We start from the raw sequence: 14,600 nt of genomic DNA, 5'->3' as shown, positions 1-14,600 counted from the left end.
GAAACGAGAGCGTGCTACGATGTAATTAAGATTAAGCGAGTGACTTCGCTTGTTCCTCCAAGATAAAGGGTAGCATTCAGGAACTCGGCCATTCTCGAAATCGCTCAGTGGGTTGCTAGAAATTATACGGCTCAAATAAGTATTGGAAAGAGCGGTATGGTTACCACAAACGCTCACTCTCAGAAACGGCGATGTAACAAGTTAACCAATTGTTAGGAGGACGATTAGATTTCAGAAATTACAGTACACAGTCAGGGGGAAACTCGCGCTAAGCTCAAAACGTTGAATAAGCTTACTGGGTTAGGTATGCCTGAAACTTATTGTATTGACTAAAAAGCACGTGAAATGGGGCGGCTCTGTCTCTAAACTGAATTACACAACAGAGCCAATAGCATCTACTATCAAATTGTTCATTTGATTGAAAATATTGAAAGATTGCTTTAATAATGGGGGGCGTGACTATACTATATATAGATGTCATATAAAAATTTCGCTTAACATTATGAAGTCAAAGTTAGATTTAAATTTGCTTATAGTATTGATTTTATTGGATAAACATCGTCAAATAAAATCAGTAGCTAAGGTTTTAGGAAAAACGGAGAGTGCTGTCAGTAAGCATCTTGCTAAATTGAGGGAGCAATTAAAAGACCCACTATTTGTCAGGGTTGGGAACGATTTTGAGCCGAGCCTTTATATGAAAAAAATACTTCCTATTATTTCATTAGGAGTTGAAACGATTGATTCAATAAGCAAATGTCATTATTTTGATCCATTATCTTATGAGGAAGATATTGTAATTGCCTTGCCTAATATCATGCAATATTGGGTAGGAAATAATATAGTATTTGATGTGATAAAAACATTCCCTAAAGCTAAAGTTATCCTTGTTAGTTGGGACGAAAAGTCTGATGTGGCAATGTCTAATGGCGATATTGATATTGGGGTACACTATTTTAATTCAGATTTACCAAAAAGTATTTATCAACAAGGGCTTGGAAGGATGTTGCCCAAGGTCGTGACTAATTTAAGCTTAAAAGGACATAGTTTTAAACAGTTGACTGAATTACCTTTTTTCTGGCTTACAACAAATGGGGCATCTCATAAGAAACCCTCTATTTTGAAAGCATTGAATAAAAATGAAGTGTATTTAAAAACGGTTGGTGAAGTTGATACCGTATCATGTTTGCTTGATATTTTAGCAAACAGTCAATCAGCTACAATACTTCACTGCTTAAACGATACTCTTGAAGGGTTTAATATTACGGATTTACCAAACTATAATATTGAAGAACAGCCTTTAATTGTAATAAATTATCGCTTAGCCAATCGAGATACTCCGTTAACACAGTTACTCGCAAAAATAATAGTTAAAAATTTCACTAAATAGATGGGTTGGGATAATTCCTACGGTTGCGTAGGAAAGGTCTCTTGTTGGGGGTTTGGCTAGATCAAAGATTGACATATAAAAGAATTTTGATAGATTTGAGCTCAAAAAGAAGCGAGATTCAATGTTGGATTATATTAATTGTTTGATAATAGATGACCACCCACTAGTTTGCTCTTCTATTCATAATTTACTCAAAGAAATTCCTTACATAAGGAAGGTCGATTATACATATAACCTCAAAGATGCAATGATTAAGTTGAAAGGGGGGGATGTTAACTTTTTAATATTAGATATCAATCTTGGAGACGGTGACGGGTTTGATTTTTTGAGGCGTGCAATTGCACATGGTTATAAGGGGAAAGTGCTTTTTATTTCAGGGAGCGATAGCGCTATACATATGAATGCAGCGTTGAATCTTAACGCTGATGGGTATATTTGTAAATCGGAAGACTTGAGTATAATTAAAGAGTCGGTAGATAGTATATATCGTGGTTATAGTATTTTTAAATCAGGGGTTGGTGCAATTGACCATGCTCTATCCAATAGGGAGGTTGCAGTTTATAACCTCCTGCTTCAAGGTAAGTCAAATAATAATATCGCTGAATTACTGTCGATAAGCCCCAAAACAGTAAGCACGTATAAAAGAAGAATACTGGATAAATATGAAGTAAATAGCATTGTAGATTTACTTACTAAATAGATTGAGACCATATAATCAATCTATAGGTATAGAAAACCACGGGTTTATCTGTGGATGAACGACTCTGAAGGCGATACACCTCGTTCTACAATGTTTATAACACTAAATATAACGCAGCTTGTCCCAAACTCAACTGCGAAGTGCGACACCCTCCAATATCAAGCAGCCAATGTTATTTCTTTAAAGACAATCGCTGGTTGCTTGAAATCTAAACGCTTTTCGGTCGATAATTTGTCCGTGATACAGCGAATTCAATATCGCTGTCTGTTACCGTTGTCAAGTCGGTTCCCATATTGCATAAAAGCTCGTTAGTATTCTCATTCTCCAGCTACTTTACGATGCTTTCATGACCTGCAAACTCTCTCTCGTTACCTACCGTGATGGTATTGACATTTTCCTTATAAGGCATGAGTAGCTCTACGGTTGCTCTGCTCACGTCATCCGCTGGTTTGGATGGCACTTTCTTTACGACGTAAAGTCGTGTTTACGCTCCAAGATAGTCACCATAGTCACCATAGTCACCATAGTCACCATAGTCACCATAGTCCCAGTGCTGTGTTTGCCTAATACGGTGTCGATTTTTCAATTATCAAATCGCCTCTTACTGTCAATGATACTTGGCTTATCATCGATAGAAACAGCGCTGTCGCTTTTCTCTGTATTACCTTGACGATACCGCTTGCGAGCTTGCCTCGAGTGGCGATATAACGTGCCACCCAACTGTTTATTCTGTGCAACAAATCGGTAGTTCAACTAATTGCTGACAGCGGCACCGACCTTATTTAATGCACTGGAAATTTGATCTGGATTCCAATCCGTTTCTAAAAGCAGGCAGACAAAATTAACACTCTCTTGAGGTATTCTGTATTTACGCGCTGATGTTCGTTTGTTGATAACACCTGAACTTAATTTGAGCAATAATGACCTTCCTTGCGGTCGCGTTTAAGCTCCCAATATACAGTAAAGCGGTGGCATGCAAGTGTTGATAATTCATGGTGGTACTCTGCTTGTTTCTTTGACTTGAAGAGCGTACCACTTTCAGCCGTTGGCTTCTTCTTTTACACCTTCCCATGAATGTCGCACTTATTATCTGAAATCGGGAGTTTATTAGTAGTAGTAAGTAGAACTAAAGCTGAATGATGTCGTATTAGCAAAGCGATCAAATTGATGTTTAACATTGATGCCTACTTTTAACTGTGGGTACACCTCATATTCTGTTCCTGCAGAAATTAAACCTCCTATTTCATTTGAGTTTTTGGAGTATTGGCTTATAGGTGTGATTATTTCATATTTTGACGAAGGAAATTCTTCTTCAAAATAATGTGCACCTCTTAAATTGTATTGAGTATAGGTTAAGCCTAATTTAAACTTAGTTAACCATATTTCGTTGAGATGGTGTGAATATATAGGTGTTAGAATGAGTTGCTTGGCTTTTACAGTTGTATCCCATTTTTCTTTGGTAACGGATACAATGTCTGACCTGACAAATTCGGAATGGTCATCTTCCAAATTAAATTGGTTGTAACCAAATTCGATTGCCCATTGCGAATCTAATGAATAACCGACAAAAAAATTCAACGTGCCATCTTCGTTCCTTGCGTTAAGGCTCGTTTTGGGTGATGAAATGAAATTGTTTTTTACGTGATGGTTTGTTGAACCTAAACCATATTCTAATCCGAAATAAGGTGAAGATACTGCATTAAAAGATATACTCAACAAGGCCGTTTTAAATAATATTATTTTCATTTTAAATCCTAATAAAACTTTTAATCATGTTTTAACAATAAATACAGGGCTTGGATGTAAGTTAAATCCCAAAGTGGTTAGGTATTTTCTTTATTTAGTGCTAGTAAAAACGTTTCATTGCGGATTAACGTGAACTATAAACGACTTTGTTGTGTAATTCCGTGGAACTAAATCAAGAACCTACGCCCTGACCAGTTACGTCCACTACCTCTCGTAGCCCTATGCATAAACCTCGTACAAAATAAACAACTGGAAGCAATATAAACAATTACTCATATAACCGTGGTTCTCTGACCTTTTGGATAGATGAAGAGGCGGTAAGCGGGTGGGCACAAAGCAAACAGAAAAAGCGCGGGACTGATGGCAAGCGTAGAGTCCGGCGGAAGCTGCATATTGCCGTCGATACAAGCACTAAAGAAATTATTGCAGCCGAGGGTTACAGGTGGAGAAGTACTCCCGAACTTACCGAAGCAAACACATCGAAGTATTCTTGAGGTGTCTGGTGATAGCGCTGACGAAACGAGAGCGTTTAAGATTAAGCGAGCAGTTGCGCTTGCTCGCCAAGAGAAGGGGCAGTTGCTCCCCAAGAGAAGGGGCAGCGTTTTGGGAACTCGGCTACGCTCGAAATCGCTCAGTGGGTAGTCAGAAATTAGACGGCTCGTATAAGTATTGGAAAGAGTGGTATGGATGCCGCAGACGTTCACTCTCAGAAACAGCGATGTATCGAGTTGAACAGTTGCTAGGAGGACGATTGAGATTAAGAAATTACAATGCGAAGGTGGGTGAAACTTACGCGATGATTAAAGCGTTGAACAAGCTTACTGGGTTAGGTATGCATGAAATTTGTCGTGTTGACTAAGAAACAAATGAAATGGGGTGGCTCTATCTCTAAATTTAATTTCGCAACAAAGCCGTTTGAGCCGCTTGACGAGGTAGTTACGTCAATATTCATGCTTGGAAGAAGTTCCTAGCCAAATTTCTACAGATGAAGTTGATTATTGAAGACGTGTAAACACATTGAACCCCTTGAATGGGAATTTTACTACAATCGTTAGGGATTTGTATTATGTAAGTTAGGCGGACATTTCTTTATAATTTTCTGGTCGAGTTCAATTTGACGAGAAATTTAATTAAACATACAAAATGAGGAAATTTATGAAAACTCTCAATAGCAATGAAGCTCGTAATATAGTGGGTGGCAAATGGCAAGTGGAATGTTATGCCCCTAGTTACCCTAGCGGTGGTCAAATCATAGTTCGCGGCTACCATTTTACAAGATATTCCAATGATAAAAGAATGACTAGCAAAAAGGCTGACGATGTTTGTGGATCGTATAATTTCTCTACAAGCTTTAAAAAAGTCTAGTAATAATTAATATTAATAGCGTCTAATCTTTAGGCGCTATTATTTGTGGAAGTGAAGTTTTGTTTTATATATATTCGTTTTTGGAATGGTTTGTAGCAATTCTTGGAAAAATAAAATCTTTAATATTATTCTTATTTAGGACTGTTTTAAAAATATTTAATGATTTTATTCCAAGTTTATTTTTGTATTTTTGTCTTTTTTTTAGTGTGTTGTATTCGTTTTTCCATTGCTTAAGTATTAATGAATTTACTGTTCGAGGCAATACCAATAAAGTAATAAGAAAATTCAGCTATTTCCCTAAGAAAAGATTTTATGATATGTACTGTAAGTTGTACATAAAAATGTTGTGCTATAAAAATAAAGTTGTTTGTGATGAAATTCACTCTTGCTCTAAGCAACTGAGAAAAATTAAAGAAAACCATAAAAAAGAAACTGGCAATGAGGTTATTTTATATCCATTACATGTTTTTTCTGACGAATTGGCAATAATTGTTGGTCAAGGAGCTTCAGATAATAAATTATATGTTATTAGTGATGTTACTGAATCTGACTGGAAATCAAAATGGGGGAGTAAAGCAGAGGAATGGAAGTGGAGTAACCAAGATTTAGAATTGTTTAATCCTTTTATTAAGTCAAAGACTGACGCATCAAGAGGTATAAGAGCAATAGTGAAAAAAGTGAGGAATAGTAGTGCTGATTTCGCAGTTTTTCCTGATGCTTTACCAGAATATACAGTACGTAGTGGACAAAAACATTCTTATCAAAAGTCACTTTTATTTGGTAAAGAGTCAAATTTACATGCTGGACCGTTTAATTTCCCTAAATTAATGTTAAAAGATGTGTTGCCATATTATATATACATTAAAAATGGTCGCTTAAAGGTTGAGGTATTACCTGTTATAAGTAGATTTGACGTAAAATGTGAACTGCCATTAATAATTGAGTATGTGATCGGAGGTCCACACTATACACAATGGTTACTTTGGCATTTCCCTTCATTTTTCTATCGACAAGGTTAAATTATGGATACAGTTTGTTTACAAGGTGAAGTGGCCGAATGTGGTCTTGCTTGTGTAAGTAGTATCAGTGCTCACTATGATAAAAATGCGCCTCTAAGTTACTTAAGAACGTTATGTCGACCATCTGAATTGGGGACTAGTCTTCATGATTTAATTGGTCTCTTTGGAAAGTTAGATATTAATGCTCGTGCAGTTTCATTTACCCCCCAGTTAATCCAAGAGTTACCTACTCCGTGTATTATACATCTTAATGATAGCCACTATGTCGTGCTAGAGCGGATCAATAGTTATTGTGCCGTTGTTATGAATCCCGCTTTAGGTAGGCAAGTATTAAAGCTTGGTATGTTGAAACTGAGTTTGTCCGGCTATGCTATTGTTTTGGAAGAAAATAGTGAAATTAATGCTAAGCCGTCATTTTTTGGTCTTCCGAGATTTAAAAGCCAGAGTATAAAACTTGATGCTTTACTTTTGTTTTATGGGGTATGTACTACATTATTGTCATTAGTGTTACCCGCAATAATTTTGAATATTAATAACGGTTTTAAGGATTTCGAAAGCTTAGATTTTAATATGTTGTTCTATTTGGTATTAGGACAGATAGTTTCTTTAGTTATAATGTGGCAAAGCTCAAAGCGAACTCTAATGATAGAGGGAGCCACAATGGCTAGAGAAAGTAATAGAATCTATTCTTTGTTCTTGAGCAATAAGATGTCGTTTTTCGAACGCAGGACATCGACAGATGTGACAAATAGATCGCTTAAGTACGTAGGAGCAAAAGTTGCGAAGTCAACAATTTATAATAGTTTGGTTGTTTGTGTTATTCAACTTGTAGTTGCATTTTTTATTGCTGCTTACATTTCGCCATATTTAGCTGCTTTTTTGTTAGTAATATCTTCTATATCATCGTTCTTAGCCTGGATGTCAAGGAAGCATCTAACTCAAATTAACGTAATAGAAGAGTCTTATCAAGAAAACATATTTAAGCATTTTGTAGAATCTTTCAATTCAATTTCAGACATCAAATCAAGAAAAGCAAGTGAAGACCTCTGTGGCGTTAATGATTCTAAAGTGAATCAACTCGTAGAATTTAAGATAGAGTCTAGTTTAAAACACCTAAAGTTTCCAATCACGCAAGAAATCATTGGTATCGTTGATATAATGTTGACGTTATGCCTGTGTTTTTGGTTAGTTCAATACAACAATACACCTTTATCTTCGGTATTTCTGTTTTTTTATACAAAACAAATTTTTTCTGCTTCATTTAGTCGTTTGATTGATATAAATGATTCATTTGGTTCTTTTGATGCAGCAGAAGAAAGAGGAAGAGATGTTATTGAATTTGAAAAAGATAATAGTATTCATAATCTCCATAGGGATAAGGTCGGAGGTCTCCACCGTCGTAACTTCGTCGAAAAGATATGCGTAAATAACTCAATTAGTTTTCCAGAATTAAAAATAACCAAAGGGCAATTAGTAGCTGTGACTGGTAGATCTGGTTCGGGTAAGACGACATTACTAAAAGTATTATCTGGGTTATACAGCGATGCTATATTGAAAAATGATGAAGGTGGTGAAATGGATAATAATATATTAATTGCGTCAAATTATTATCAAGCTACTAACCAAGATTTTATTAGTGGTAGCGTACGTGAAAATATCGCTATGTTCGATGAAAATGTAAGTGATGATGATATTTTTATATTGATAGATAAACTTAGTTTAACACAAGTTGTAGCGTCACTACCTCAAGGTATCCATACGAACATCAGTAATTATACCAATCCATTTTCTTCCGGAGAAAAGCAGCGCATTTTGTTGTGTAGGGCATTACTCTCAGATAAGGATACTTTATTGTTAGATGAACCTACGAGTAATTTGGATGCACTGAGTTGTGATTCGATTGTGGATACTTTAAAAGGAACAGGGAAAACTATTGTTTTCACTAGTCATAATCCTAGGTCAATTAAAAATGCGGATCAAGTTATTGATCTTAACACCATATAGTTAAGGATATGAAGGTGAGTTTACGTAAGGTTATAACGCTAAAATTAGTTGTTTTTGCCGTGTCATCCATTGTTTTATGTTTAAGTTTTATCTATGTAAACGCGATTGTTGATTCCAATAAATTAGGAGGGAAAGGTACGCATGTTGTATCAATTGACAGCATCACTCGCTATGTGGAGTCTATCGGAACGATAGAAGCAGTTAGAATGATTGATGTCGGTGCAAGTGTTTCTGGAGAGATTACCGAATTAATGGTTGGCATAGGTGACAAGGTTTTTAAAGATCAATTATTAATCGAAATTGACCCTACTGTAAGTTCAAACGAGCTTAAAACAGCACAGAACGAGCTTAAGATGGCCGTTGCAAATTTTAACGTAAGCCAAGAACGACTTTTATATGAGAAAGAGCAATTAGAGCTCGTCACGCACTTAGTAAAGGTCGGAAGTAAAACATCACAAGAATTGAAAGAACAAAAACTTGCATATTTGGAGAGTGTAGCATCTTTCCAGAGCAGTAAACTTTCTAAAGAGACAGCGGTGTTGGAAGTAGATTCAAAAAAAGCGCAATTAACTTATACAATGATACGTTCTCCGATAGAAGGGACAGTGGTTTCAATACACGTTGATAAAGGTCAAACTTTGGTGTCAACCCAACAAGTAAGTAACTTGATTAAAGTGGCAAGTACGGATGTATATCGTATTGAGCTTCCTATATCTGAGTATGATATTTCAAATATATCTATTGGGTCTATTGTTGAATTTAATATTTTGGGAGTTTCAAAAGATAATTACACATCAAAAATATCTTCTATTGAGTTGACGCCATTAGATAATAGTTCAAAGGGTGTTAACTATAATGTTTCTTTTAACGTACCTAGAGAGTTGTCTGAAAGTGCTCGTATTGGTATGTCAATAGGTGCAAGAATAAAAACCGCGGAAGCTATTGATGTTGTTACTATTCCTAATCAATACATCCAATATGGCGCTAATGGTGTAGCTAATGTCAATGTATTAGTTGATGGTCATGTTATTGCCAAAACCGTTGAGCTAGGTTTACACGATTTTTTGAAATCGGAAATAATATCTGGAGTTGAGGTCGGTGATGTTTTAATTTTAGAAGGTGTAAATTGATGTCTTTGATTAAAATTAAAGGATTAAATAAAACATACCATAAGGCTGACAGTAGCACTGTTGTGCTAAATAATATTGATTTGGAAATTAATGAAGGCGAGTTAGTTGCCATAGTTGGTAGTTCAGGCTCTGGAAAGTCAACATTAATCAATATTATTGCAGGTCTAGACACTAATTGGACTGGTGATTATTATTTCGATGGAAATGATATGGGAGATTGCGGGAATGAAGAATGGGCGAAAATTAGGAACCGTTATTTTGGTTTTATCTTCCAATTATATAACCTAATACCGTATCTTAGTTGCTTAGAAAATATAAAATTACCTTTATCTTATTTTAATTCAAAAAATTCCCATTATTCAAATAGTATCGTAGAAACCATGAGACGCTTGAATATTGAAGAAGTCAGTTTTAATAAGCCTAGTGAACTATCTGGCGGGCAGCAACAACGCGTATCTATAGCACGAGCTTTAGCTAACAAGCCTAGGATTCTTTTAGCTGACGAACCAACTGGTGCATTAGACGTACAAAATAGCAACGAAGTAATTAAAATTCTAAAAGAAATTAATAATGAAGGAACGACTGTTGTAATTGTTACCCATGATATTAATATTGCTGAGTTGTGTGACAGAAAAATTGAAATTTCTGATGGTAAGGTGATTGATGACGTAAATGAGAACACTAATCTTCTTGGAAAGTTCCATAGTTCTAAGGAAGATAATATTTGTAACAAGAATTTTTTATATCGAGTCAAATGCGTGCTAAGGAATTCATTATTCTTATATATGAAGAATAAGACAAAGTTATTTTTGAGCCTTATAGGAGTCATTGTCGGTATTGCAACTGTAGTATTTATTTTATCAATATCCGAAAGTTTCGAAAAGCAAATAATATCAGAGTTGGCACAAATGGGAAACAATACTGTTCAGGCTGAATCTTACGAAGTGAAAAATGGATTATTAAACGAAAGCTCATTTGGTAAGTTGGTTAATTTAAAAGATATCGAACACATATCGCCATATTTACGTGAACACAAAGAATTAAATCAATATTTCAAAAACCCTAAAAAGAATAACTTTAGCAATAGTAGTACAATATTTGGTGTCTCAAGTGAATTCGAAAGTCTAATTAATTTGCAAGTGTTATCTGGGCGACTTATTAGTCCAAGAGACGTAGAGTTTTCGGAATCAGTTATTGTGATTAATGATGTATTAAATACACAATTTTTTGATTCTGAAGGAGCGATTGGAAAAAAAGTAGTTATAGATAATGTTGTTTTTTATGTTATAGGCGTCGTGAAACAAACTGATTTACGTAGTCCACAATCTATTGCATGGATCCCATATTCTACCTTTATCAATCGAATTAGTGATCAAGATTTCATTGATAGTTTCCATTTTACTGTAGTTAAACCTGAATCTGAGAAACTTGTTATTGATTATTTATCTAAGCTTACAAATGATAGTTATACATTTTGGTCAGATCAGGAATATATAGATACTCTTTATCGAGTTAAAAATTCATTCTCAGTTTTTATTTTGTCAATTGCTTCTATCTCTTTGTTTGTTGGAGGTTCAGGGATTATGAATATAATGTTAGCTTCCGTTAACGAGCGGTATTCTGAAATAGGATTACGCCGTGCAATTGGTGCCTCAAAAAAAGATATACTAGAACAGTTTTTAGTTGAGTCTCTTTTTATAACCCTATTAGGTGGATTTTTAGGGGTTTTGCTTTCGGTAGTTACATTATTAATTATAAAAAACATATTGACTGAGTTTGACGTTATATTATCTATTTCTTCCATTTTTATTGGTGTTGCTTTTTCTTTTTTTACAGGGTTGTTATTCGGTTTATTACCTGCAACTAAAGCTTCTAATTTAAATCCAATTGAAGCGCTTTCGAGATGATTTTTAAGAAAAATTTGTATTTGCTTATATCGTGCATCATTTCTGGTTGTAGTAATAATTCTAGCTACGGAAATGAAAGTATTAGAGAGGAACTAGATTTGGATAATTGGTTCTATGAGATAGAAGATTCTAAATTATTAATGGCACCTTATCTTTCCGAATTATTTATTAGTGCCGTTAACAATAATTTTCAGTTACAAACTTCTTTATTAGATATAAAAAAAGGAAAAATTAACAAACGTATTAACGACTATGATAAAAATGTTCAAATGAATGCCAATATCGGAACCTCTCATTCAAAATCACTAGAGCATGGTGGGAATTCTAATAATAGTTACACTACTTCTGTTGGGGTATTTTATGATTTTGATTTCTTTGGTAAGAAAAGCGTCGAAGATAAGTTGAACTTAATAGAACAAGAGTTGTTATTCTTAGATTTTTTGGGTCTTAGAAATGATGTTGTTACGTCACTTATCAATGAATACGTATCAATATCAGCTAATAAGTTACGACTTAACTTGCATAGACGAATTAAAGCTATTCGTATCGATGCGCTGAGAATCGAAAAGGAACGATTTGAATCTGGCGTTTCTGTTAACTCTGAAGTTATATTTTCTCAAAGAAAATTAGATTATGAATTGAAAGAAATAAAAAAAATTAACGAAGAAATTTTTGATTCAGTTAACAAAATAGAGAATTTAATCGGAAGGTCTGAAGTTGTTGATCCAAATGAAATTAGCGAACTTGACATTATAAATTTGCCTGAATTTAAAATTTCTGATTTGCCAGAAATTGCTGGCACACATTACAATGTGTTAAGTTCGATGCTTAAAATCAAATCTAGTTCATTAAAATTGGAGCGTGAGGAGTTGGAATGGTACCCGCAAATTTCCATATCGGGAACAATCGGTACTCAGGGGGATAAGTTGCTTAAGCTTTTTGAGAATCCAGCTGGTGCTTTGTCTTCTACAATTATTCTACCTTTTATTGAGTGGCATAAACGTGCTGTTAATGTCGATTTGCTTAATGTTGATTTATCGATATCACACTTAGATTATGAATATAAGGTTGGTTCCGTTGTAGATAATATGAACAACGCTTTAATTAATCTATATTCAGCACAAAGAGATTATGAATTTAGCCAAGTTGATTTGTCTGCTACTGAATTGACTAACTATTATAGTTTGAGTGAATATGATTATGGGTTTACATCAAAGTACGAATATCTTCTTTCAGAAGTTGAGCTATTAAATTCCAAATTGGCTCAAGTTGACGCTCAACATGCCTTTGTGAATGCCAAGACTAATTTATGTTCTGCACTCGATTATCATGGATGCTTCTAATTTGCTTTGATGTAATGTACACATCTCTCTTTTAACATAGCTGCGCCAACTAAAGGTATAGCCATTAAGAGTAGGAGTAACAACCATGTTTATTCAAGTTGTCGATAATAATTTCTTCCAAGTTTGCATTTTGAATATTGATGGAACTGTCTCGTCAAACCGGAAGGCTCATCGAGACAAGTTGCTCCACACAAGTTACCTACTTCCAGGTAATGGCTGATGAGCTATGGAGTAATGTTTAGCAAGTCTTGTTAGGGCTTGGTTTTAAGGTATCGGCTGATGCCAGCGTCACATTTTAAACTCAGTAATAGTTGCGCGTTTCTCCTGAGAGCCTATTATTCGCCGAGTTATGAAATGTTGTTCTATGCCCAAAATCAAGCCTTTTGGGTGTTCCAAGACGTGCCTGAGTGCGGTATTTATGACAACATGAAAACCGCAGTAGATACAATGAAGAAAGGTAATAAGCGTTAGTCAATCGACGCTTTTTAATGGTCAACCATTACCTTTTCGAAGCTGACTTTTGTAGTCCTACTGTAGGGTGGGGGAAAAGGGCAAGTAGAAAAGAACGTTCGTCATGCGAGGTCAATCATTGGCCAACGCATCCCGAGAGTAACAATGCTTGAATAACTACTTGGCTTGAAGCGCATTGGGTTCAGGAATGGCAATCGCGCCAGCCCCTCAATATAGTAACCAAGCCATTGAATAAGTCTGGTTCAACGAGCGCTCTCACTTAATGAAAGTAACGGCGCCATTCTATGGCTTTATCGAGTAAAGCAAGCGAGTGTCCTCGACATGTTTGGTACACTTCGATATAAATAATATTCAGTACCAACGAGTTACGCTAACCACAGAGTCAGTCTGCACGCCAATCCCGATAAAATATTCATCATTGCGGAGTGGCAGTTCGTGGCTGAGCAGCAACGCGTGTTCAAGTCAAAACATGAGACAACCCATATCATCTACGATTGGGGATATTACTTATTAGTAGTTCAGCGTGAACCCGGTTCATTACGAAATTTCGTATCGTCCATCTACTGCCATACAGTTTTAAATACTTACAGTCTATCTTGTTGCAAAGAAACGGCAGAGATAAAGAAATAAGTACTCTTGAGCACCTTAAAATCTCTCAAACTGTAAGGCATAGCGAGCACGATTACCGAACTTGCTTCCCAAAACTGGCCAACTTATCAATAGGCTTAACCGAGACTGGAAACACTGCTTAAAGCGGAAGTATCAGATAGAGAGATACGCAGTATCGTTTATCAAATGAAAGTGGCTAAGTTCCCAGCTTATCACCACTTGTACGGTTCTGAGTTTAGTGAAACTACTGCAGACGAGTAACTTATTCGCGGTTTACACCGTTGTGAGTTTGGTTAACGGGACTGATTGAACGATGTGGCAAGGCTAGAGCGATTATAGCTTTGGCAAATAAGCTTGGGCGTGTGGTCTGATGTGTTCTAGCCGTTGATTGTGAGTATGATTTTAACCGAGCTTTCAATCCGATGAAAACGGAGAGCCATCGTTACTATAGTCTGATTACGCAACAAGTTGATTTAAAAGCACGTTAGGATAGATAGGAAGGAGAGAAATACTCATTGAGCTGGTCGTAAGTAGACCTAGAAATGCGTCGGATATATATTAGCCGCCGTACCCTTCAATTAGTCACTGCAGCCAGAGGTGCGTCCATATGTGTTGCTAATTTAATTTGGAAATCGAATAGATCTGTTTTTCGTCTTTTTCAATCAACTCGATATTTTTCAGGCATATTTGGCTTAGTAAGCAAATTCAATGCTTAGAGCGTAGCGCGAGTTTCCCCCTGACTGTGTGCGTTTGTGGTAACCATACCGCTCTTCTCAATACGTATTTGAGCCGTATAATTTCTAGCAACCCACTGAGCGATTTCGAGAATGGTCGAGTTCCTGAACGCTACCCTTTATCTTGGAGGAACAAGTGAAGTCACTCGCTTAATCTTAATAGCAGCGTAGCACGCTCTCGTTTC

8 protein-coding genes and 3 pseudogenes are annotated in these 14,600 nt (G+C 35.8%); 9 read left to right on the top strand and 2 right to left on the bottom strand.

Annotated features, from left to right (window positions below):
- From AB4154_RS21645 to AB4154_RS21635, 3 genes and pseudogenes are all read left to right on the top strand, one after another.
- A pseudogene (locus AB4154_RS21645) lies at positions 1–333 on the top strand (IS5/IS1182 family transposase); the annotation flags it as partial.
- A gap of 169 nt (positions 334–502) precedes the next feature.
- Positions 503–1,387 carry a LysR family transcriptional regulator gene (locus AB4154_RS21640; protein WP_136973889.1) on the top strand — a complete coding sequence of 295 codons (885 nt, stop codon included), beginning with the start codon at positions 503–505 and terminating at the stop codon, positions 1,385–1,387.
- A gap of 121 nt (positions 1,388–1,508) precedes the next feature.
- Positions 1,509–2,087: a response regulator transcription factor gene (locus tag AB4154_RS21635; protein ID WP_136973890.1), complete on the top strand. Its 579-nt coding sequence runs from the start codon at positions 1,509–1,511 to the stop codon at positions 2,085–2,087.
- Between the two features lie 1,107 nt (positions 2,088–3,194).
- Here AB4154_RS21635 and AB4154_RS21630 read toward each other — a convergent pair.
- Complete coding sequence (locus AB4154_RS21630; RefSeq protein WP_136973891.1) at positions 3,195–3,833, bottom strand: AcfA family outer membrane beta-barrel protein; 639 nt, start codon at positions 3,831–3,833, stop codon at positions 3,195–3,197.
- 241 nt (positions 3,834–4,074) lie between these two features.
- On the opposite strand from AB4154_RS21630, the pseudogene AB4154_RS21625 reads away from it, so the two are divergent.
- The 6 genes and pseudogenes from AB4154_RS21625 (at position 4,075) to AB4154_RS21600 (ending at position 12,601) form a co-directional block, all read left to right on the top strand.
- Positions 4,075–4,692 (top strand): annotated as a pseudogene (locus AB4154_RS21625) (hypothetical protein).
- A 586-nt stretch (positions 4,693–5,278) separates the two neighbouring features.
- Positions 5,279–6,217, top strand: coding sequence for a hypothetical protein (locus tag AB4154_RS21620; protein ID WP_136973892.1), 939 nt, complete (start codon positions 5,279–5,281; stop codon positions 6,215–6,217).
- Between the two features lie 3 nt (positions 6,218–6,220).
- Positions 6,221–8,221, top strand: coding sequence for a cysteine peptidase family C39 domain-containing protein (locus tag AB4154_RS21615; RefSeq protein WP_372124077.1), 2,001 nt, complete (start codon positions 6,221–6,223; stop codon positions 8,219–8,221).
- Between the two features lie 14 nt (positions 8,222–8,235).
- Positions 8,236–9,351, top strand: a complete 1,116-nt coding sequence (locus AB4154_RS21610; protein WP_170962792.1) for an efflux RND transporter periplasmic adaptor subunit — start codon at positions 8,236–8,238, stop codon at positions 9,349–9,351.
- Positions 9,351–11,258 (top strand): ATP-binding cassette domain-containing protein, encoded by a 1,908-nt coding sequence (locus AB4154_RS21605; RefSeq protein WP_136973895.1) that lies wholly within the window; start codon positions 9,351–9,353, stop codon positions 11,256–11,258. Before AB4154_RS21610 ends, AB4154_RS21605 begins: the two co-directional genes overlap by 1 nt.
- Positions 11,259–11,356: 98 nt before the next feature.
- A complete protein-coding gene (locus tag AB4154_RS21600) occupies positions 11,357–12,601 on the top strand; it encodes a TolC family protein (RefSeq protein WP_170962793.1) in 1,245 nt (414 codons plus the stop codon).
- A gap of 1,856 nt (positions 12,602–14,457) precedes the next feature.
- On the opposite strand, the pseudogene AB4154_RS21595 reads toward AB4154_RS21600, so the two are convergent.
- Positions 14,458–14,600, bottom strand: a pseudogene (locus tag AB4154_RS21595) (IS5/IS1182 family transposase); the annotation flags it as partial.

This window comes from Vibrio sp. 10N.286.51.B11 (assembly GCF_041469245.1).
Classification (GTDB): domain Bacteria; phylum Pseudomonadota; class Gammaproteobacteria; order Enterobacterales; family Vibrionaceae; genus Vibrio; species Vibrio crassostreae_C.
The sequence above is the reverse complement of the archived record's forward strand: the minus strand, read 5'-3'. Positions and strand labels throughout refer to the sequence as shown.

What these genes read in the sequence shown, in the direction of transcription:
- AB4154_RS21630 (WP_136973891.1), bottom strand. Translation starts at nt 3,833, where the DNA reads ATGAAAATAATATTATTTAAAACGGCCTTGTTGAGTATATCTTTTAAT.
- AB4154_RS21640 (WP_136973889.1), top strand. Translation starts at nt 503, where the DNA reads ATGAAGTCAAAGTTAGATTTAAATTTGCTTATAGTATTGATTTTATTG.
- AB4154_RS21635 (WP_136973890.1), top strand. Translation starts at nt 1,509, where the DNA reads ATGTTGGATTATATTAATTGTTTGATAATAGATGACCACCCACTAGTT.
- AB4154_RS21615 (WP_372124077.1), top strand. Translation starts at nt 6,221, where the DNA reads ATGGATACAGTTTGTTTACAAGGTGAAGTGGCCGAATGTGGTCTTGCT.
- AB4154_RS21605 (WP_136973895.1), top strand. Translation starts at nt 9,351, where the DNA reads ATGTCTTTGATTAAAATTAAAGGATTAAATAAAACATACCATAAGGCT.